The 20,830-nt window shown below is 59.8% G+C and carries 21 protein-coding genes and 1 pseudogene; 13 read left to right on the top strand and 9 right to left on the bottom strand.

What is annotated here, in order from left to right; all coding sequences use genetic code 11:
* Positions 1-11: 11 nt before the first annotated feature.
* From trbI to ACCD05_RS22460, 4 genes are all read left to right on the top strand, one after another.
* Positions 12-1,310, top strand: coding sequence for an IncP-type conjugal transfer protein TrbI (trbI, locus tag ACCD05_RS22475; protein WP_113176652.1), 1,299 nt, complete (start codon positions 12-14; stop codon positions 1,308-1,310).
* A gap of 502 nt (positions 1,311-1,812) precedes the next feature.
* The gene (locus ACCD05_RS22470) at positions 1,813-2,205 is read left to right on the top strand and encodes a DUF1236 domain-containing protein (protein ID WP_409527917.1); all 393 of its coding nucleotides are present in this window, start codon (positions 1,813-1,815) and stop codon (positions 2,203-2,205) included.
* A 486-nt stretch (positions 2,206-2,691) separates the two neighbouring features.
* A complete protein-coding gene (locus ACCD05_RS22465; RefSeq protein WP_112949661.1) occupies positions 2,692-2,874 on the top strand; it encodes a hypothetical protein in 183 nt (60 codons plus the stop codon).
* A 220-nt stretch (positions 2,875-3,094) separates the two neighbouring features.
* Positions 3,095-3,718, top strand: a complete 624-nt coding sequence (locus ACCD05_RS22460) for an acyl-homoserine-lactone synthase (RefSeq protein ID WP_112949662.1) — start codon at positions 3,095-3,097, stop codon at positions 3,716-3,718.
* Positions 3,719-3,782: 64 nt separating this feature from the next.
* On the opposite strand, the gene ACCD05_RS22455 is transcribed toward ACCD05_RS22460, so the two are convergent.
* Together ACCD05_RS22455 and ACCD05_RS22450 are read right to left on the bottom strand one after the other, a co-directional pair.
* A complete protein-coding gene (locus tag ACCD05_RS22455) occupies positions 3,783-4,499 on the bottom strand; it encodes an autoinducer binding domain-containing protein (protein ID WP_112949663.1) in 717 nt (238 codons plus the stop codon).
* Between the two features lie 204 nt (positions 4,500-4,703).
* Entirely contained in the window at positions 4,704-5,462 is a 759-nt protein-coding gene (locus tag ACCD05_RS22450; protein ID WP_413395437.1) for a response regulator transcription factor, read from the bottom strand.
* A gap of 931 nt (positions 5,463-6,393) precedes the next feature.
* Here ACCD05_RS22450 and ACCD05_RS22445 point away from each other — a divergent pair.
* Together ACCD05_RS22445 and ACCD05_RS22440 are read left to right on the top strand one after the other, a co-directional pair.
* Positions 6,394-6,996 (top strand): winged-helix domain-containing protein, encoded by a 603-nt coding sequence (locus ACCD05_RS22445; protein WP_162724918.1) that lies wholly within the window; start codon positions 6,394-6,396, stop codon positions 6,994-6,996.
* Positions 6,993-8,384 carry an amidohydrolase family protein gene (locus ACCD05_RS22440; RefSeq protein WP_112982064.1) on the top strand — a complete coding sequence of 464 codons (1,392 nt, stop codon included), beginning with the start codon at positions 6,993-6,995 and terminating at the stop codon, positions 8,382-8,384. Before ACCD05_RS22445 ends, ACCD05_RS22440 begins: the two co-directional genes overlap by 4 nt.
* A gap of 155 nt (positions 8,385-8,539) precedes the next feature.
* On the opposite strand, the gene ACCD05_RS22435 is transcribed toward ACCD05_RS22440, so the two are convergent.
* Positions 8,540-9,115 (bottom strand): peroxidase-related enzyme, encoded by a 576-nt coding sequence (locus ACCD05_RS22435; RefSeq protein ID WP_112435705.1) that lies wholly within the window; start codon positions 9,113-9,115, stop codon positions 8,540-8,542.
* Positions 9,112-9,594, bottom strand: a complete 483-nt coding sequence (locus tag ACCD05_RS22430; protein WP_111564269.1) for a CMD domain-containing protein — start codon at positions 9,592-9,594, stop codon at positions 9,112-9,114. The genes ACCD05_RS22435 and ACCD05_RS22430 overlap by 4 nt, the downstream gene beginning before the upstream one ends.
* A gap of 167 nt (positions 9,595-9,761) precedes the next feature.
* Between ACCD05_RS22430 and ACCD05_RS22425 the strand changes: the two genes are divergently transcribed.
* The 6 genes from ACCD05_RS22425 to ACCD05_RS22400 are packed head-to-tail and all read left to right on the top strand — an operon-like array spanning position 9,762 to position 15,283.
* On the top strand, positions 9,762-10,751 hold the full coding sequence (locus ACCD05_RS22425) for a LysR family transcriptional regulator (RefSeq protein ID WP_111564268.1): 990 nt from the start codon (positions 9,762-9,764) through the stop codon (positions 10,749-10,751).
* Positions 10,748-12,223, top strand: a complete 1,476-nt coding sequence (locus tag ACCD05_RS22420; RefSeq protein ID WP_111564267.1) for a flavin-containing monooxygenase — start codon at positions 10,748-10,750, stop codon at positions 12,221-12,223. The genes ACCD05_RS22425 and ACCD05_RS22420 overlap by 4 nt, the downstream gene beginning before the upstream one ends.
* A gap of 8 nt (positions 12,224-12,231) precedes the next feature.
* A complete protein-coding gene (locus ACCD05_RS22415) occupies positions 12,232-12,972 on the top strand; it encodes an amino acid ABC transporter ATP-binding protein (RefSeq protein WP_111564266.1) in 741 nt (246 codons plus the stop codon).
* Between the two features lie 16 nt (positions 12,973-12,988).
* Positions 12,989-13,807: an amino acid ABC transporter substrate-binding protein gene (locus ACCD05_RS22410; RefSeq protein ID WP_111564265.1), complete on the top strand. Its 819-nt coding sequence runs from the start codon at positions 12,989-12,991 to the stop codon at positions 13,805-13,807.
* A gap of 57 nt (positions 13,808-13,864) precedes the next feature.
* Entirely contained in the window at positions 13,865-14,572 is a 708-nt protein-coding gene (locus tag ACCD05_RS22405) for an amino acid ABC transporter permease (RefSeq protein ID WP_111564264.1), read from the top strand.
* A gap of 18 nt (positions 14,573-14,590) precedes the next feature.
* A complete protein-coding gene (locus ACCD05_RS22400; protein ID WP_111564263.1) occupies positions 14,591-15,283 on the top strand; it encodes an amino acid ABC transporter permease in 693 nt (230 codons plus the stop codon).
* A 228-nt stretch (positions 15,284-15,511) separates the two neighbouring features.
* On the opposite strand, the gene ACCD05_RS22395 is transcribed toward ACCD05_RS22400, so the two are convergent.
* Positions 15,512-16,108, bottom strand: a complete 597-nt coding sequence (locus ACCD05_RS22395) for a hypothetical protein (protein ID WP_112991241.1) — start codon at positions 16,106-16,108, stop codon at positions 15,512-15,514.
* Positions 16,109-16,308: 200 nt separating this feature from the next.
* On the opposite strand from ACCD05_RS22395, the pseudogene ACCD05_RS22390 reads away from it, so the two are divergent.
* Positions 16,309-16,623, top strand: a pseudogene (locus ACCD05_RS22390) (BA14K family protein); the annotation flags it as partial.
* Between the two features lie 165 nt (positions 16,624-16,788).
* On the opposite strand, the gene ACCD05_RS22385 reads toward ACCD05_RS22390, so the two are convergent.
* The 4 genes from ACCD05_RS22385 to ACCD05_RS22370 form a co-directional block, all read right to left on the bottom strand.
* Entirely contained in the window at positions 16,789-18,156 is a 1,368-nt protein-coding gene (locus ACCD05_RS22385; RefSeq protein ID WP_111564261.1) for an MmgE/PrpD family protein, read from the bottom strand.
* Between the two features lie 6 nt (positions 18,157-18,162).
* Entirely contained in the window at positions 18,163-19,230 is a 1,068-nt protein-coding gene (locus ACCD05_RS22380) for an ornithine cyclodeaminase (protein WP_111564260.1), read from the bottom strand.
* Between the two features lie 96 nt (positions 19,231-19,326).
* Positions 19,327-20,178: a carbon-nitrogen hydrolase family protein gene (locus ACCD05_RS22375; RefSeq protein WP_111564259.1), complete on the bottom strand. Its 852-nt coding sequence runs from the start codon at positions 20,176-20,178 to the stop codon at positions 19,327-19,329.
* Positions 20,141-20,824, bottom strand: a complete 684-nt coding sequence (locus ACCD05_RS22370) for an RraA family protein (protein ID WP_111564258.1) — start codon at positions 20,822-20,824, stop codon at positions 20,141-20,143. The genes ACCD05_RS22375 and ACCD05_RS22370 overlap by 38 nt, the downstream gene beginning before the upstream one ends.
* Positions 20,825-20,830: the final 6 nt, after the last annotated feature.

The following is a 20,830-nucleotide window of genomic DNA, read 5'->3' as shown; positions in this document are numbered from 1 at the left end:
CGGAGACGATCATGGTCCAATCGCTGCAACTGGGAACGTCAAATCAATCGGCTGGCGACAAAGGGATGAAGCGCCTCAACCGCGTGCCCGTGTTCATTGGCATCGCGATCCTGGTTCTGTTCCTAGCCGTTCTCGTTTACGGCCTTTCCTCGCGTGGGCTGAGGTTTGGTCAGCGCGATCCAAACGATGGCGGATCCGGCACGCCGGCTTCGACCTTCGCCGATCAGCTTAAGCGGGGTGTCAAAGATGGCATTATCGGTGACCGGGAGGAACAGCAGCCAGTGTTTCAGCCAACCCCTGTTCCGCAGCAGCAGGAAGCCGCTCATCCAGTAGAGGTCGAACCGAAGGCCGAGCCGCGGCAGCCCGGTAGGTCCCGCATGGAATCGGACGAGGAGTGGAATGCAAGGATGCTTCGCGAACAGCGGGAACAGATCTTCCGCGAACAGCAGCGTCAGCGCATGGCAAGCCTGCAGGCGAGGGGGGCGGCCCTCGACTCGCCGCTGAAGGTCGACATCTCAGATGTCTCGGCACAATCGCCGGTCGCTCAATCTGCTGGAGCACGTCAATCGAACACCGCGTCGAGCGGCGCGCAAGATCTCTATGCCGCAGCGTTGAGAGCGGGCGCGGCGGGTCAGGTCGATCAGAACGGACAAACGTCCAAGGAAGATTTCTTCAACGCTGATATCAAGGATCTCGGCTATTTGCCCAATCAGGTCGTACCACAGCAATCACCCTACGAGCTCAAACGTGGATCGGTGATACCTGCCACGCTAATCACGGGCATCAATTCCGACTTGCCAGGCCGCATTACAGCCCAGATCAGCCAGAACGTTTATGACAGCGCGACTGGCCACTACACACTCGTGCCTCAAGGCACGAAGCTTCTTGGCCGATACGACAGCAAGGTGTCATTCGGGCAGAACCGCGTTCTCGTCGTCTGGACCGACATCATCTTCCCGAATGGTTCGACGCTTCAGATCGGCGGCATGGCCGGGACCGACGCTGAAGGCTATGGCGGTTTCAACGACAAGGTCGATAACCACTATGTCAGGACCTTCGGTTCGGCCGCGCTGGTCGCGCTGATCGGGACGGGGATCGACATGTCGATCCCCGAGAGCTCGACCCTTTCCACGCGGGACACGGCCTCGGACGCGGCGCGTCGGAACTTTGCCGAAACGTTTGGACTTGTCGCCGAGCAGACAACCTCGAAAAATCTGAACGTCCAGCCGACCATCAAGATCAGGCCCGGTTACCGGTTCAATGTGCTCGTCGATCAGGACATTATTTTCCCAGGCAATTATCGGGGTTAGGGGCGACACCGGTGGAGCGCATGGCACCAACGGCTGATGGTCGAAAGCCCGAGCGAAAGACTTTTGACGTTCGCGAAAGTGAGTCAAAACTCGTTGGTTGGCATTCCCATCCACCCTGCGGCAATCTCCATTCCGTCACTGCGTCGGCAGTGAGCGCGGTCGCGGAAGGCCTTCGCTGACGTCCGCAGCGCGGTGCGCCGTCAATCAAGCTTGGCGCGATCGCAAGCGACTCAAGCATCGCCGCAGGGCAATAAGCACAGGAGACGACGTTCGGCACTCCACGACATGGCGATCGCACGGGTGATGTCGTCAATACCAACGAAATCGTCCTGCGTCCGACCGCTGAGGAATTCTGATCGATCAGATCGGCGCTCTCGCGCCTCTCAAAGTGCGCTGGTGACCGCGTGCCGCGTACCTACGACGACACCCCCGGACCTAAGTCCGACATGCGGAACAAATACCGCGCGATCGCCTTTTCCATGCACCAAATGAGAGAAGGAGAATGGAAATGAAACGCATTATTCTTGCGGCAGCAATGAGCTGCGTCGCTGCTTCGGCCTACGCCGATGGCGCGGTCACCGGAGCCGTTGGCGGCGCCGCCACGGGTGCCATCGTTGGTGGTCCCGTTGGGGCCGGTGTCGGCGCGATCGTCGGTGGCGTTGCTGGAGCCGCGATTGATCCTCCGCCGGCCGAAGTCGTTACCTACGTACAGCAGGCGCCGGTGCCGGAACAGCCGGTGGTGGTTCAGGAGCGGGTCAAGGTCGGCGTGGCGCTGCCCTCTGATGTTGTCGTGACGCCGGTTCCCGAAAATCCGAAGTATGGTTACGTCATCATGGGTCAGGAGCGCGTCATCGTCGAACCGCGGACCCGCAAAGTAGTCCAGGTCATTCAGTAGTGGCATTCGGCGCGGAGGCATTGCCTCTAGCCGAATGATCGCGGGCGCCGGCTCACCCCGGCGCCTGTTGCCTTTTGAAGGACCACCGTCCAATGCCTCTGCATTCCGGTGTGCTTGTTGTTGATTGCTCTCATTGGGGAGAGATTGGCCGCCAGGCGTAGGAGCACCCCTCACGGTCGCCGGCAGCGCTTGGGCGACGACTATCTTTTCCTTGACCCGAGCGGGCGGTCGATGCTCGGGCTCAACATAAGTGATGACCTTGCTCGGCGCCGGATCATCGCCGGTCCAGCGACCGACACCACCAACGGCCCCATGATGGCCGCCGCTCACCGTGGGACCTGAGCCTGGGTAACGTCCGATTTTAGAGCCGATTGCCTGGCCGTTAACCGTATCTCCGTCGGAAAGCGGTCGGACCAAGGTCCGGGATCGGGAACAGCGGGCCTTTCGTGTCCGTTTCATCCATAGCCAACGACAAGGAGTTTCGCCATGAGCAAGAGCCCAGGGACGTCCACCATTCCCTTCACGGTGAATGTATCGGTCATTGCCCTCGTCGTATTCCTCTGCGGTGTTCTCTATTTTTTCGGCCAAGCGATGTCGGGCGGCACTCCAGAGATCAGTAAAAGCGTCGCGGGCGCCCAGGTCATCGACTCCAGGGACGTTGCAAACTGATGGTGGGCGATTGACGTGTCAGTTGTCGCGGGTTCCTGAGTTTTCGCGAGTAATTCCAATTTTCGTCGATGTCCGTCCGCCGACTAGCACCTACATCTGGTTTCCTATCGGGACAGCCGCTCTCGCGGAAACCGAGAGAGGGTCGACCCACAGATGTGCGACTGGAAGCGAGTATCGAAGGCCATCACTCTGTCCCTGTTCAACAAGGGAGAGTGACGACATGGAAGTCATAGATATTCGCGTGCCGCGGACATCCGCCGAAGAGGCACTGCTTGACGAAATGCACCGGTTGCGGGCGAAGGTTTTCCAAGGGCGACTTGGCTGGGATGTCGAGTGTCAGCATGGCCGCGAGTTCGATCAGTTCGACGACTGCGGGCCGACCTATATCCTTGTCCTTGATGACCGGGCAGGGGTGGTTGGATCGGTTCGCCTGCTTCCGACGAGTGGTCCGAACATGTTGATGGGGGTGTTTCGGCAATTGCTGGAGGACGGGCACCTCGCCACCAGTCCGACGACGATCGAAAGCTCGCGCTTCTGCGTGGACACGACCACGCAATCTAGCCAGCGTGGAGCAACGCACGAGGCCACATTTTGCCTGCTTGCCGGGATTATCGAGTGGTGTCTCCAAAACGGTTGGACAGACCTTGTGACGGCCACCGATCTTCGCATGGAGCGTCTGCTGAGGCAGCGCGGTTGGCCGATCACAAGACTGGGAAAACCCCGCTTGATAAACGAGACAAATAGCATAGCCGGTCGCCTTGTGATCAATACCGATACGTTCGACCTGTTGCGACCGGTGTCTTATCGTTCACGGCTTTCACCAACCAGCCGCCAAGCCGCCTAGCCTAGACCGATGGTTCGCCCACGTTGCGGCGAACCATCAAGACGTGCGAGAACACTGCGTATGATCAGATCAGACGCATTGCTATTGCGACGCAGAGTGCCTCCTGCAGGTTCCTGACTCCCAGTTTTGCCCTGACGTTATCGAGGTCAAACCTGACAGTGTGGAATGAGTACCCCGTTATCGCGGAGATTTCATGCATTGGCATTCCAGTCGACGCCCATCGCGCACAAAGTGCTTCGCGATCCGTAAGGCCGGGTTTGCGCATCATTGTTGGGTTCGAGGAATTCCTAAAGCGCTGGTGCAGGAAGGCCACCGCCGTCGCGGCCAGGGCAATGTCGGAGGCCACGACATCATGTGGCGGTCCTTTCGACGACGTCGCGAATGTCAGCATGGCGACCTGGCCGTATCCCGTTGTGATCGGGATTGTCAGACCGTTTCGAATCCCAAAGTCGGATGCCTGGTCCCAAAAACCCCGCTGATCGGCGTTGGCGAGTTTGCGCTCGGCGTCGACAGACCATCTAAAAATCCGCATCAAGCGCTTTCCCATCGTGATGATGGGATCAACGATCATGTAGGAGCGATCGAAATAGAGCGACTGCCACTCGGCCGCGTAGTTCGAGATCGCGAAATTTTGCGCGGTTGCCGCGCGCAGGCTGAGATAGGCAAAACTGTCATACCCATTGCGCTTGGCGACACGCCCAATGGCCTTTTGAAGCGCGGGTTCGGACCCGATCGAGAAGGCACAGTCGATGACACCTGCAAGTAAGGCCCTTGAACTCATCCATCTCTCCCAAGTTAGGACGCTGTGACCGGACACCGTCGAGCGAGCTGGAAAAATATCGCCAGCCGGCACGTTCGACCGTGCCATTGATAGCTTCTCCGGCTAAATATATCCATTTTGATATGAATATCGTCGGCTAGCTTGAGCTTCAACACGTGCGCGAAGCCGCAACAAAACTTAACAAATCCAGGGCGAGGCGTTGCGTTAGTCCGATGTGACGTCGACGACCAGTATGTATCCTCCAAGTCGGACCGTCTTGAGCAGTGTCGGACTGTTACTTCGCGGTTCGAGCTTTTGCCTCAGCCGGCTGACATGCACGTCGATCGTGCGTGTGACCGGCCCCGCGAGCCCGGTGTGTGTGAGCGAAAGCAGCTCCTCCCGCGTCATGACGCGTCCAGGGTTTCGACAGAAGGTCAACATCAGCTCGAACTCCGTCGAGGTGAGATCGATGGTTGTTCCCTTCAGGTCCCTCAGGACCCGCTCTCGAGGATGAAGGATGAACTCGCCAAAACGAATGACCGTGGGGTCGGCTCGATGACCGAGAGCATAGGCGGCGCGCCGCAAAAGCGCCCTGATCCGCGCCTGACATTGCGACATGGCGAGAGAGGCGGAAAAACAGTCGTCGACCCCGATATCGAATGCCATCTCGATCATATCTTCCCGGTTCCCCGGAAGAATGATGATCAATGGAATGTCGCTCGTCGCGCGAACTTGCCCGCACAGTCGGATACCAGCCTCGGCGTCGCCTGACGCAACGATGATCACCAGATCAACGCGAGTCGAGATCAGCAGGCGTCTGAGCTTGAGGATCGAGGACACGTGAAAAGCATCGAGCGACATGGCTCGAATGGCTGAGACCAGATTGTCATCTGGTGCTGAGTGTTCCAAGGATAGCATGGCGACACCGGCCTGCGGGCCGGCGCTTGAGGAGGCGTCATCCAATGTGGCTTCCAGTCGGTGCATACGCCGGTCCCGGCGACCGGCGCTGTACCTATAGTTGCACTCGCGGCGGCTGGCGCCAACTCTCAGATTTGATGGTAATGGTGCGTACTCCCGGGTTATCCGTGACGCGCGCCGCCCTCGCGTTCCTCGAGCGCCAGTATCTTGGCCTGCCGGCTCCCAGGGCAGCCTAACCTCGACAGGCGGCATTCGGCACATGAAGAGGGTTTGGACCTTCCATTCTCGGTGCCCCGGACATCGTGCGGGAAGAGGCGTTCGGTCGGGTCTGGGCTTTTGCACATCGTTGATCTCTCCGTGATCTGGTCCGCGAACGATCGTGCACTGAGCGGTGTTCAAACACCAATCAAGATAGGCGTGTATTCATCCAGGCGCGCTATCAGTCTGACGGCCACTCATTCGAGTTGCCAAGGATGAAAAAAGAGGGGATCAGACGCGCCCCACCGCTCATTATCTGGGCACCGCCTTCCCACCACGCCTGGACGCGATTGGTCCGGCAACGACGGAAAAGTTAATCGCGGAACCTTCTTGATTGTCGCTGGTTGGCGAAATGGACGCCGGTGCTATCCGGACGTCCAGCCGACAACCGGCGTCGGGAAAAAGCCTCCGTACCTCCCACGGAGGCTTTTTCGCGGGAGCGGGAGCCCCAGCCGATGGGAAAAGCAAGCGATTAGATCCCGGATCCCGACCAATGCACCGCATTCAAGAGCGGGGCAACACGCGGGAAGGGCCTCTTCAATCCAACATACCTTCGTGACACCGATACAATTCTTAATCCCCCGGTTGCAAAGAGCGATTGAACCCCGTTCGACCTCGTGAGATCTTTGGCCATCTGAACAACATTTGAGCAAATACCACCATGCGACCGATAATAATTATCGGATCGCGGGAGCCTGGCGTATTTTCAGCGGTCGTCCAGGTCCTCGAGCGATCGGGTTTGAACACGGTCTTTCGTCGAACCGCGCGAGAAACCGTGGCCGCCGTGAGGCGGCTTGATGTCGACGGCGTGCTGATTGACGCCCGCCTACCTGCCTCGCTTACGGCCTGCCGGGAAATTCGTGACAGCCGGACCTCAAGTCGCCTTCAGTTGGTTGTCGTGGTTGCTCGGCTGGGTGGTAGCCAGCGTCGAACCTATCGAGACGCTGGTGCCAACCGCGTGTTCACCGCGTCCAGCGCCGCACGCCAGATCGCGTTTGCCTTGGCGCCGCAACGAAGACAGGTGCGACTTTCACATGGCGGAATCTCGCTCGATCCAGCTCTTTGGCGGGTTTGGCATGACGGCGCGATGGTTGAGCTTCCTCGCATCGAGTTCATGATCCTGGACATCTTCCTGCGTCATCCGGGGCGCGTGTTCTCTAGGCGCGAAATCATTGCCAGATGCTGGCCAAGCAATGTCTTCGTGGACCCACGAACCGTCAATGTTCACATCGCCACGTTGCGCAGGCTGCTCGGACCGGGGTTTCATGGCAATCCGATCCGCTCGGTGCGTGGTCTCGGTTACGGGCTGGCCGGTACCCCAGATGGAGGTGAAGCATCATGATCAAGCAAAGGCTGGACACGATGATCGTCAACGGACGTATCGTCACGGGCGACGGTGTAACCGAGATTGAGACTGGAAACGTTCTGATCGCCGGCCAAGCGATCGTGGACGTTATCGCGGGCGTCATCGATTATCCCACTAGCGCGCGGGTCATCGACGCCACTGGTTGCACGATCCTGCCGGGTATCATCAACGGCCATGCTCATGGATGCACGTTGGGACCCACCATGCCTAGTGGATCAAGCCCTTTCGCGCCAAGTGATATCGAATACCATCTCAACCGACATCTCCTCTCGGGCACGACCACGCTTCTCAATGTGTGCGGGCTTCCACTGACCGATGAGATCGCGACGGCGCCAATTGATCATCCCCTGGAGGTGGCGGTCTCGACAGCTCATACTCCCGCCAATCTCGCGGCCGCGATCGCCATCGATGGCGCGGGCCTGGGTGAACGCCACCACAAGATGACGATTGAAGCCATGATCAAGGCCGGTGCGAAGGCCTTGGGCGAGGCGGGCGGTGGCCAGACGCTCGGCGGTGGCGCCCAGGATTACCGGTTCATTCCCGACGCTATTCACGAAGCGACGGCCATACGCATTCATCCAAATCTTGCACGCGCGCTAAAAGAGGCGGTTGTTGGCCGCAAACTCGACCAAACCGTCACCGATCTCAAGGCCTTGGATGATCTATTGCTTGGTTCGATGCTTCACCCCGTGATCGATGCTTCAGCGCTCGCTGCACTCATCCGCGCCACAGTCATGCCGCCTGTGTCGGCTTCATTGCGGGGTCTCGCGGAGATCGCCGAAGCCTCCAGTCGACTTGGGTTGCCAGCGATATTCCACAATGCGACGCCGACGGCGGAAACGCTGATAGGCCTGGCTGTCACTCATCCCAGGGCGCGAATGATCGCGGCTCACAGCAATCATCCGTCATTCGAGCCTGACGAATGTGTGTCCACGGCGAGAAGCCTTCGCTCAATTGGGGTAACAATCGATGTGTCGACGCTTGATTGCGTCTCCACGCGCTGGCGCAATCAGCCGACGAATCTCGATGCTCTCGTTTCGGAAGGACTTGTCGATACCTTGTCGACCGATTTTGCCGGTGGCGACTGGGATCCTATTCTTGATGCGGTGAATCGAATGGTGCGGCTCGGCCATTCGAGCCTTGCGCGTGCCGTCGCCCTGGCCACCGGGAACGTTTCCCGCGCCCTTCCAGAACTTGCCTCCGATAGAGGATTGATTGTGCCTGGACGGCTCGCCGATATCGCGATCGTTGAAGGGCACAATCTCTCAAGGGTAAGACATGTGATCAAGAAAGGCAGAATTGTCGTTCGCAACGGCGTCATCCTCGGCCGCCATGAACGGCGACAGCAGCCTCAATCGATCTGAACATGCGATGGTAGGCTAGCCTGAAACTTTCGTCGAGTATTCCGTCAACGACCTGAGCCGAATTCCACCTTCGATGGTTCTCTTCCTCGAGTTACCGTCAGGATACCGCGCCCTCCGTGGATCCGCTTGGGAGGGCGCGCACCCTTGAGCCTGACTTAGTCCCTTAAGGGCTCGCCCAGGGTATGCATCAGTCTATTCGCCCAGCCGAAGATCGCCGACGACAGGACCAGGTCCAGGGATTCAAGCTCGGACAGGCCGACGTCGGCCAGATCCTGCGCATCGGCTTGCGTCGCCTTTGGCGGCGTCGTCGACAGATGCGCCGAGAAGTCGAAGATCGCCTGCAGGTGCTCGTCGAGTTCGGCGTCGAGTTCGTCGGCGAAGATGGTGTCGATGACGTCGGTGCGCTTGGTGTAATTTATGAAGCGCGACGCGTGGACGGCGGCGCAGTAGACGCAGCGGTTGACGACGGATGCGGCGGTGGCGCCCAGTTCGCGCTCGCCGAGCGAAAGCCCGTCCTTGCCGTACATGATCAGATTGAACAAGGGCGAGCGAACGGCAAGCGATTCAGGATCGTGCGCGAGCGTCAACACATAGGTCGATATGCCCTTGTTCGAAGGCGTGACCTGCATGGCCTCGCGCTGCTCCTCGGTCGCGGTCTCAAGATCAACAGGAACGACATAAGGCTGCCAGCGAGGAACCGTTGTGGTGAAGCTGTGGACCGTCTCGCTCATTTTCTTGCTCCAATCAGTGTCAGGCCCGCGATGACGCGCACTTGATAATTCACGAAGGCGGCAAGCTCCGACAGGCGGACGATGTCGGCGTCGGTAATGCCCGCGCTTCGCAATGCTTCGATATGGCCGCGCGTGGCCTCGCGCGGTGCCACGGTCAGGCGGTCGGCGTGGCGGACGATCTCGGCGGTACGGGGATCGCCGACATTGGTGCCGGGCTGCGCGAGCAATACGGTTTCGTTTTCCGCGGCGCGTTTCACCAGTTCATCATAGTGGTCGGCAAGCGCTTCGTTGCCGTTGTGCCGCGCCATGCGCGCGGCAAGTGCCGCACGCAAGCCATGCGACAGTCCGCCGGGATCACGTGGCAGAAGGACGGCATCGTGCGCGGCCTCGCTGAGACGCAGGATCTCCGCGCGCTTCTCCATTGCCTCGGCGAGCGCCGAGCCAGGTTTTACGTCGGCAAGCGTTTCTATGAGTGTCAAAAGAGGCTCCTTTGCAATCCGCTGGAGAGCGCCAGTTAGATCGGGCTGCCAGTCATGTCAAATTAGCATGAGCCCCTTGATGTCATGCAAAATAATTATCTATTCTCGGGTGCATTTATAGAAAACTCATGCTTTTAATGCATGACAGATAGTGGTTGATGTTAAGTATGCATAGCAACTCAATTGACATTCGCCAGCTTGAAGCCTTTGCGGCCGTGATGTCCGCGGGCTCCGTGACCGGAGCGGCGCGTCTGCTCGGGCGGTCGCAGCCAGCCGTCAGCCGGCTGATCCAGGATCTGGAGGCCGAGCTCGGCTACGCGCTGCTGCATCGAAGCAGCGGGCGCATCCAGCCGACGGCGCGCGGCCTGCGCTTTCACGCCGAGGTCGAACGTCATCTTGCCAGCCTCATCCATATACGCGAGCGCGCCGAGGCTATCGGCCGTGACGAGCCGGCGACGCTGACCGTGGCGGCAACGCCGTCGCTTGCGGCAGGCATCCTTCCACAGGCGCTGGCCGCCCTGCCCGCCGACCTCATCCCCCGTCATTTGCACGTCCAGTCGCTCGCGGCCGAAAATGTGGTTCAGGCCGTGATCGCTCGCTCGGCCGATCTCGGCATATCGAGCCTTCCGCTCGAGCATCCCGGCCTCGAGATACACTGGATCGCTGAAGCGCCATGTGTCGTTGCCATCGGCGCCGACGATCCGCTTGCGAGCGGCGACATCGTTCGCCTGTCTGATATCGCCGATCGTCGGCTGATCACGCTTGCCAACCCATACCGCCTGCGCCACCGCGTCGACGAAGCGCTTGAGCGCGCCGGCGTCGCGCCCGAGCGGATCATCGACGTCAATGCGTCGCTGACGGCGCTGTCGCTTGTGCGCGCCGGATTGGGCGTCGCCATCGTGGAGCCGGCAACTGTCTGCGGCATGCCGCTGGATGGCGTCGTCATGCGCCGGCTCGATCAGCACATTCCGTTCCTGTTCGGTGCGATCTCCGCCGCGGCGCTGCCGCTGACGCCGACGGTCTCCGCCGTTATCGATGCCGCGCGGGTGCAGTCGCTTGCAATGCCCGGCTGCCGTCTTTTGGAGGCGAACGGCACCGACGCGCTGGCCGACAGTGTCTACGGCCAAACTATTATTTCAGAGGGAACGCCCGTATGAGCGACCTTTCCGCACATCCCGACAATATCACAGCTTTAGAGGAGCGCCTGCGTCAGGATCTCTCATGGCTCGAATTGCCGGCGAAATCCTGGGTTCCCACGCGCGACGTCAATGGTCGGCCAGTCGTCGATGTCGTCGTCATCGGCGGCGGGATGGCAGGGCTTGTCGCCTCCGGCATGTTGAAGCGCCTCGGTGTCGCCAATCACGTCGTGCTCGACAAGGCGGCGGCGGGGCAGGAAGGGCCGTGGGTCACCTTTGCACGCATGCGAACCCTGCGTTCGCCAAAGCAGCTTACCGGGCCGGCGATGGGCCTGCCGGCGCTCACATTTCGGGCCTATTACGAAGCGCGCTTCGGCCGCGAGGCATGGGTCGCGCTCGATCGCGCGCCGCGCGAGATCTGGATGGACTATCTGATCTGGTACAGGAAAGTGCTCGAGCTGCCGGTGCGCAACGGCGTCTCTGTCGACAGCATCCTCCCGCGTGAAGACGGTATGCTCGATATCACGTGCCTTGAGGGCAGCGCCAAGGAGACGATCGTTGCCCGCCATGTCGTGCTGGCAACGGGGCGCGATGGGCTCGGCGGTCCGTTCGTGCCGGACATCGCCAAGAGTATCGATCGCAAGTTTTGGGCGCATACGGCTGACGAAGTCGACTTCGGCGCACTGCGCGGCAAGCGCGTGGGCGTGATCGGGGCCGGTGCCTCGGCCATGGACAACGCGGCAAGCGCGCTGGAGGCGGGGGCCGCCCGTCTCGACATGTTCGTGCGCCGCAGCAAGCTTCCCGCCATCAACAAGTTCACCGGTATCGGCAGCCAGGGCGTGGTTCATGGCTTTGCCGGGCTGCCGGACGAATGGAAGTGGCGTTTCCTGAACTATGCCATGAGCGAGCAGACGCCGCCGCCTCGCCCGAGCGTGCTGCGCGTCAGCGCCTTCGAGCAGGCGCATCTTCATCTCGAAAGCCCGATCAGCGCCCTGCGTCAGGAAGGTGACCATATCGTCGTCACGACGCCGCGCGGCAGCTATCCCATCGATTTCCTGATCTTCGGAACCGGTTTCAAGATCGACCTGACCAACCGGCCGGAACTGGCAAGCTTCGAACCGCATATCCGGCTGTGGCGCGATCGCTTCCCGACGCCGGCGGGCATGGCGAATGGTGAGCTCGAGGGCTCGCCGGATCTCGGTGGCGCGTTCGAGTTTCTCGAAAAACGGCCGGGTTCCTGCCCGACGCTGTCTAAAATCCACTGCTTCAATTTCCCGGCGACGCTAAGCCACGGCAAGGTTACCGGCGACATTCCGGCGATCAGCGAAGGTGCCGACCGTCTGGCGCGCGGCATCGTTCGGTCGCTCTTCGTCGAGGACCGCGAAGCGCATTTCGCCAACCTGCAAGCCTTCGACACGCCGGAACTCCTCGGCGACGAATGGGCCGACGACGGTGCCGAAGCGCATTCCGAACCATCTTTCCAGAGGAACTGAGACCCGCAATGCTCGAGATCAAGAACCTGAAGCTGTCCTACGGGACCACCCAGATCCTGAACGGCGTCGATCTCTCCGTGAAAAGAGGCGACGTGGTGTCGATTATCGGCCCAAGCGGCACCGGCAAGACGACGCTGCTGAAGTGCATCAATCACCTGGCGAAGCCGGCATCCGGAACCATCGCCTTCGATGACATCAAGATGGATTTCGCGCGTCCCGACAAGGCCGCCGTCCAGGCGATCCGCCTGCGCACGGCGATGGTGTTCCAGCAGTTCAACGTTTTCAAGAACATGACTGTTATCCAGAACGTCATGGATCCGCTGGTCGTCGTCCAGGGCAAGTCGAAGGACGAGGCCCGTGCGATCGCGCTGCAGGAGCTTGAGCGGGTCGGGCTGTCGAACAAGCTCGACAACTATCCGTCCCAGCTTTCCGGCGGCCAGTTGCAGAGAACGGGCATTGCCAGAGCACTCGCGGTCAAGCCCGATGTCATGCTGTTCGACGAGCCGACCTCCTCGCTCGATCCCGAACTCGTCAACGAGGTCCTGAAGGTGATCAAGGACGTCACATCGTCCGGCATCACCTCGCTGCTCGTCACCCACGAGATGCATTTCGCCAAGAACATCTCGAACCGCATCGTTTTCATGGACGGGGGTGTCGTCGCGGCCGATGGTAGCCCCTCCGAAATCTTCGATACGCCTTCCAACCCGCGCCTCGCACAGTTCCTCAATTCCGAACGTACGATCCAGTAAAGAAAGGATGCCTGAAATGACTTCCATGAGTTCAATCTCTCGCCGTGGTCTCGGTCTCGCCGTCGCAGGCGTCGCGATCGCATTCGCAACCGCTTCGTTCGCCGAAGACGTCCGCACCATCAAGATCGCCACATCGGCCGAATCCAAGCCGCTGTCCTGGGGCGCTATCGGCGTCGAGCCGCAGGGCTACGAGCCCGACGTGCTGAAGGCGATCAACGCCAAGCTGCCGCAGTACAAGTTCGTGATGGAAGGCGCTGCCGACATCGCCCAGGAAACCGGCCTTGCGACCGGCAAGTACGACATCGCCACGGGCGGCTACTACCGCGCTCCGGCGCGCGAAAAGCAGTTCCTCATTCCGGAAGCGCCGATCGGCGCCAGCCTGATCAAAATCTACAGCCGCAAGGACAGCGGCATCAAGGAAATGAAGGATCTCGTCGGCAAGAAGATCGTGCCGGTGACCGCCGGCGGCGGCATCTACAAGTTCGCGACCGCATGGCAGGAAAAGAACCCCGACTACAAGATCGAGGTCACCGCTTCGAGCGCCGGCATTCCCTACCCCGACCGCCTGAAGGAAGTCGAGAACGGCAAGTATGACGCGCTCGTTCTGCCGTCGAACCTCGGCGAGCAGACCGTCATCGACGAGCAGAAGCTCAAAGTGCAGGCGAGCGAGCCTGTCGCGATCAACCAGACCTTCGTGCTCATCCACCGCTCCGAGGAAAACAAGGCGCTGTCCGATGGCATCGACAAGGCCTTGAAGGAACTCAAGGCTGACGGCACGCTGGCCAAGCTCTCGCGGAAGTGGTTCGGCGAAGACATCACCACGTACATGAAGTAACGCCGGGCTTTTGAAGCCGGCGACCGGGCCCCAGACTGAAAGAAGGAGTGTTCCGAAGTGGACCTTTCCATAATGATCCCCGAGCTGCTCTCGGCATTGCCGCTGACGCTTGCGATCACGTTCACGGCCATGGTCGCCGGCTTCGTGCTGGCTTTGATCACAACAGCGTTACGGGTGCGCAGGATTCCGGTGATCAGCCAGCTGGCGGATCTTTACGTATCCTACGCCCGCAGCGTTCCCGTTGTTCTTCAGCTGTTCGTCGCCTTCTATGGCCTTCCGGTGCTTGTTGGTGTCTTTGGCATCGAAGACTTCGTCTCGCCGACGATTGCGGCCATGCTCGGCCTCAGCCTCTATCACGGCGGTTACCTCTCGGAGGTCATGCGTCCCGCCTATCTCGCGGTCGAGCGCGGACAGCACGATGCGGCCGACAGCCTCGGCTATACGCTCCGGCGGAAGCTGCTACGCGTCGTCGCGCCCCAGGCCCTCCATATCGCCCTTCCCGGCTATGGAAACGCGATCATCTACCTGATCCATAACGTGGCGCTGGTCATGTATATCGGCGCGGCGGACGTGATGGCGACGGCCCATCTGGTGATGGAACGCGACTACAACCAATACCAGTTCGAGACCTATCTCGTGCTCGCGGTGCTCTATTCGGTGCTGTGCCTCGTTGCGTGGGCGATCGTGCGCTTCTTCGAGCGCCGCTCGGGGAAATATGCTTCGAACGACAAGACCGTCAGCGCGCCGCTGATGGCCAGCGTCTGATCAGGGAAGGAAACTATCATGTTCGACAGCGAAGTTCTTCTTCCCGATCTCCACGAAATCCTGGGCGCGGTGCCGCTCACGCTGGCGATGGCGCTCGCAATCTTCGTGCTTTCGACGATCGTTGGCAGCCTGTTTGCCATGGTTGAGTACCGGAAGATCCCGGTGCTTCGCCAGCTCGTCGTTGCCTATAAGGTCGCCTTCAAGGGCGTGCCGATGGTGATCGTCATCTTCCTCGCCTATTACGGCCTTCCATCGACCCTGCACGCCCTCGCCGCACTTGCGGGCATCGACTACAACGGCCACTCGACGCCGAACTGGGTAACGCTGATCGTGGCGCTGACGGCGTGCGTCGCGGCCTTCCAGGCGGAGGTCGTCAAGGGGGCGTTGAACTCGTTCGATACCGGCCAGGCGGACGCCGCCTATTCGCTGGGCTACAAGAGGAGCCAGCTCTTCCGTCGTGTGATGCTGCCGCAGGTCATCGTCGCGGCGATCCCCGATCTCGCCAATTCCTTCATGGTGATCATGAAGGCCCTGTCGCTCGGCTTCGCCATTGAGGTCGTCGATATCTTCGCTCAGTCGCAGCTAACCGCCGCTTTGAACTTCTACTACCTCGAAGCCTTCCTGGTCGCCGTCGTGATCTACATGGTGATCGCCTACGCCGTTACACAGATCGCCGACAGAACTGAGCGGGCATTGAGGGTACGTACGTAGTGGTAGGAAAGCTTTCGAGCCATCGATTGACGGTCGGTCTCGGCTGGCGGTGCCCTCCGCGATCAGCCAGTCGATGACATCTCGCGAGCCTTCTACGGCCCCCTATCTTCGTCAAAAGAAAGTTAGCCCGATCGTCGAGTGATCGGCTGCGACGAAGGCATGGCAATCCCGGCCACGTGGACAAAAAACAGGTTATCTCGCCGAAGAACGAGAGCGCTGGTGTCAGGCTTAGTTCCGATCCAACATGTCTCGCAATAAAGCGTTGTCTCGCAATAGCTTCTGGCGGAGTAGCAATTTGAGCTCATGATTTTCGGCCAGCAGCCGGTCAACATCAGTCTGATCGACAGGGACAACAGCGGGCACAGATTCGACCGTTCGAGCCGGACGTCGCCGAGGCTTGATTTTGCGGGGCCGTGCCGCCTGCTGGGTCGCCTCTTCGCCGGCGTCGACGACCTGCACGGGCAGAGCGACGTCGATCTGGTTGGCAACCCCTGCACTTGAAACTTCAGGTCCAACCTCGTTTTGTTCGTGATTGTCATCGACGGGGAGAGGAGGCGCCACCGTCTCTTCCAGGGCTACCTCTACCGGGGGATCCACTGGCGTTGGGACCGGGCTCCTATCAAGTGCGATTTCAGCCTCGGCCTCACGGACCAGCGCCTTCAGGTCAATGTCACCCCATATTGAGGTTGGTTTGAGGGACGATCGACGATTTGACGACCTGACCTCGACGGTGAACTGGCGTGTTGGTCTTCTCAACGCAGGATGCTCCGTTTCAGCAATCGATTGGTGCGGATGCCGCATTCCCTCCAGCTCGATGAACGCCAAAGCCCATCACCGCGATTATGGATCGCTGACATGAAAGTCGCGGCGACGATGAAGTTTATTCACGACACTTGGAAAGAGTGCCTTACCGCATCCTGTCTGGCGCTTCAATCCCGAGCGACGGCTGTCCGCTGGAAGTGAAGTCCCGCACCTCAATCGTGATGTAGGTTATCGGATAAGTTCAGGCGCCGACGACGGCAAGGCAGGTCACCGCCAATGTCGACCAAATTCAGTATCGTCGCTGGGATCACCGCGAGGGCTGGTATCACGGCCACTGCGGTTATCGCGACCATCGCCGGGGCTACCGCCGTCATTCCGATGGCTGGTGGTACCCGCTCGCGGCTTTTGGCGCCGGGGCTCTGATCAGTGGCGCCGTCAATAATGCCAACCGCCCCGCGCGGGTCAGTTCTCGTCACTACGAATGGTGCGCGTCGCGCTATAAGACTTATCGAGCCAGCGACAACACGTATGTCCCTCGCGCGGGCGTCCGCGCGGTTTGCCAATCCCCATACTCGTGACTCAACGGGGCAACCCGGCGCCGGAGTGGCGCTGGGTCGCCCCACCTCGCAATAAGGCAAGTTGTGCCTTGGCGGGATCGGCGAGTTTATTCCCGAGTAGACTTCGATTCGCTCACGGCGGACGTAATTTCCGCGCGATCGTCGTAAACCGAGGCTGATATGTCGTCACAAGTGTTGTTGAGCGTCCTCGTCGAGAGAGATCGACTTTAGCGCACTGAGCAGCGGTGAGATTTCTCCTGATGCAAGCGCAAGCACGGCGTCGATGATTTCTCCTTGTTGTTGGGCGGCAAGAACGTCTCGCGTTAGGACACGAATTTTCCTTTCGACATCTGGCCAAAGCATGGGACAGCGCGGATCGCCAAAAGGAGTTCCAAGTGCGGATGTCACGCGAGTTGTGCTGGTCACGACACTGACGATTGCCAATGTCTCAGACGGGAAGAGAGCGTCGATATCGTCACGTACGAATATTTTCACTCTCTTCGCGACAGCTTCGATGTCGGGGCGACCGAGACAATCAGTACGCGGAGGGAGCAGCGCCTTGGGCCCATCGACGATTGCCACCGCAAGGCAATAGGGAAGGCTGTACTGCACCTCGATCAGATTGTCAGGATTGGTTCGATTGCCAAGTTTTGTTGCCCAGGCGAAGGTCGCGACTTCAATAGAGCGAACGTCATCAACGAGGATATTGTTCTGCTCGATCAGGTCGCAAAGCCTGTCGAGTGCTGGATGAATGTAGCGACAACAGGCATACGGTTTCAAATACAGGCCGTTCACTTCCCATCGACTTCCCAGATCGAACAGGATCCTCTCACCGTCGTAGAAGCTCGGATGATCGAGGAAATCCTCAGGGCCAGTATGCCCGTTAGAGGCCAGTTCCAGCGCCATCAATCCCGTGACACTGCTCCATGCTATGCCTTCCTTTACATCGTTTCCAGTAAGCGACGAGTAGCCGGAGCTACCATTGGCCTGCTGATTGGGTGCGAGCACGCCCGCGATCGACAGAGCCCGCGCAATCACTTCTGGCCGATGTCCCAAGAATGCAGCCGCCGTTGCAGCGGACGCGAGACTCGCCCATCGGCCTGATTGTCGCGTGGTAATCCCGATGGGGTTTTGTGCCGCCGCAATTCTTACGCCGACGTCGTAGCCTGCGACGATCGCAGCCAAGAACCGATCGGCTGGGCGATCATGCAACTGTGCAAGCGCGAGAGCTGTCGCGACGACCGCCGCGCCCGGATGACCGCGCGCGGCTCGGTGGCCATCATCGACATCAAGCGCACAACACGCGGCGACATTACAGTGTACGGCTCCCGACACGCTCGAGCCCGTGCCGCAAAACCAGATTGGCGCGTCGCCCAATCCAAAGATTGGTAAAACGGAACGGCGCGCGGCACGGGGCCCGGCGCAGATCGCGCCGGCCGCTCCTGCCCCCACGGCGTCGAGCACGAGACGAAGTACGGTGTCGCTTGTGCCTGACGGTGGTCCTCGCCGGGCGACGTCCGCTATGTGTTTGCCAAGCAATTGGGATATGAACATCGCTGGCTACCTTCGATCCGATGCTGTGAGCCGGCGATATTTCTCGTAGGTAGCCTGTGCCGCGTAGAGATCCAGCATTGGTAGTCCGACACATGTGACACAAATAGGTCCCTCGTGCCGAGCGGCTGTCGCTCCTGTTGTCGTCAGGTCTTGAAGCCCCAGGAGCGGCCCCACTTCCGCCAGTGAGAGACCACGCCGGGAAAAATGCAGTGCAATGCTTTGCGAGTTCCGATGCGATACAGTACGAAGGTCGTCGCAGACGACCAAGCCCGTCCGCAACACCCGCCGCAGGTAGCTCTCGGGAACCTCGTCCCCGCCAAGATGCAGGCTGACGGCGTCACGGGCCAACTCGTCCCTATCAAAAATCGGGGCACGAGCGTTTGTCGCGGTGATAATGAAATCACTTTCAGCCAGTGATTTTTTCTCGGCTGGCTGAAGGCTCAGGCTATTTGGAAAATCGATCGCATCGATAAACTGCGATGCCCGGTCAATCGATCGGCCCTGAATTGAGAATTTGCCGATGCGGTCGGCATATCGGAAGCTGAGACATTCCACCACGGCGCGGGCCGTGGGGCCTGTTCCGAAAAGCAGAACCGACAACGGTTTGTCTCGGCGGCAAAAAGCATCCAGCACCATGGTGGCATAGGTGCCCGTGCGGCGAGCAGAGATACCGGTTCCATCCATCACCGTAAGCACCCGTAACGTCTTCTTTTCCAAGAGAACGATCGTCGAGGTGGAGCGCGGTAGGCCCAGCTGCCGGTTGAAAGCATTGGCGCCAATAATTTTCACTCCTCCATAGCGCTCGTTGACACTGTAGAGGCATGAAAGCTTCCAACCCAGTCTTTCATCCGCGAACTCCTCCTTGCGGTGTGCAACGGCGCCATCGCGCCAGAAGTCTTCCTCCGGGAGGGACAAAACCGCCTTTGATCCGAACGCTTTGCCGGAGCGAATATCCGCCCAAGCATTGTCCATCGCCGCGAGCATCTCACCGGTCTCCAACTCGGCGCCAGCATCACGCAGTGCGGCCGCGGAGAGGAATTGTGAGTGCGTGTTTGGAGCATGGGTTTCTTGCATCTCCAGTACCTCCTTGGTTGTACAAGAAGGTTAGGAGGAGCCGGGATAAGGGAGGAGTAAATCTTGATGAAGTTTTCCGGCGAACGGAAAGTATTGTCAGCTGGAGTGCCGAACCTGCATCCGCGGCGTGTTCATGTCGACCCGATGGCTTGCCATGGGAATTAGCTCCTTCACATCTTCAAGTCGCTTTCGGTCAAGCTTGACATGAAGGACGCATGGCTTTTGGCCCGCATTTGCAATGACCTCGCCCCAAGGGTCAACAACCAGCGATGTGCCAAATGTTTCTCGAGGTTCGCCATTCAAGGCGGGGTAACTGCCACATTGACCGCATGCGACAAAGAAGGCCTGATACTCGATCGCCCTCGCGCGGCACAAGACCTCCCAATGGGCTTCCCCCGTCTGTCGTGTGAACGCGGCGGGGAGAATGAAGATGTCGACGGCCTCTTGCGCTAGCCGGTCGAAGAGGCGTGAGAAGCGCAAATCGTAGCAGATCGCGCACCCGATCTTCCACCCCTTCAGCTCATAGACAAGGAGATCATCTCCCGCCGTGACGACCGTGGATTCGGCATACCGCGCTCCATTTGGTGTGGTGATATCGAAGAGATGGATCTTGCGATACGCTCCGACACGGCTTCCTTTAGCATCGAAAATGACAGTCGTGTTAAATACCTTGCCGCTTTGCGAGCATCGCTCCATGAGGCTGCCAGCATGAACAAAGACGCGGTGTCGTCGCGCGAAATCTCGGACGCATTCGTACGCCTGACCTCCCGGCACGAAATCGGCCGCGGCGCGCTTATCGTCGGAAGATCCTCCCATCCAATCAAAATGCTCGGGAAGAACGATGAGATCGGGACTGCCGGCGACCGCTTCAGTCATCATGCGTTCGACCTCAGCCAGGTTGCGGCGAAGATCAGGCTGAGAGCTCATCTGAATCAATGCGATTTTCACGTGCAGGTTCCTTGAAATCAAATATTGAATGACCAGCGGCCAGATGGTCGCGGATCAGCGTGGAGCGTTTCTGGCGAGCGAGTGCGTTCTCGGCAATCGATCGCATGGCCTGACGCTCAGTTGCGAAGACACCGCAGCAGTCGGCGAGGATGGCGTAACCTGGTAGGATCGCGCTTCGGCCACAAGCTATCGGGACGTTGAGCGATCCGCCGATGTTGAACCGCCGGTTGGTGGTTTTGGAAGACGTGCCTCTGCACCATACCGGCAGACCAGTAGCAATGATCTCCTGCGGGTCGGTGCACGGCCCATCTATTATGATTCCCGCCGCTCCCTTGGCCTTGACTGCAGTGGCCACACCTCCACCAACGCATGCGATATCGTCGCCGTCGACGCGGGAAATAACCAATACATCGCCTGGCAAAAGTTGGTCGACGGCGCGATAGATGATGGCACCGTCGCGGCCAGGCGCCGCGACGGTCACCGCCACCCCGGCGACACGAGCCGAGAATAGCGGAACGATACCGGCTCCAACGAACCCGAGATGTTCGGTGTGGCCGATCGTGGCCGTCTCGACCAGAGACAAGAGCTCAACTAACTCTGATGACAGGGGTGGATGGCGCTCAAAGAGCCGATAAAGTCCAGCCATGGCCGA

Origin of the sequence: Rhizobium sp. Rhizsp42 (assembly GCF_047304155.1) — a bacterium.
In the GTDB taxonomy this organism is placed as follows: Bacteria; Pseudomonadota; Alphaproteobacteria; order Rhizobiales; family Rhizobiaceae; genus Rhizobium.
The sequence above is the reverse complement of the archived record's forward strand: the minus strand, read 5'-3'. Positions and strand labels throughout refer to the sequence as shown.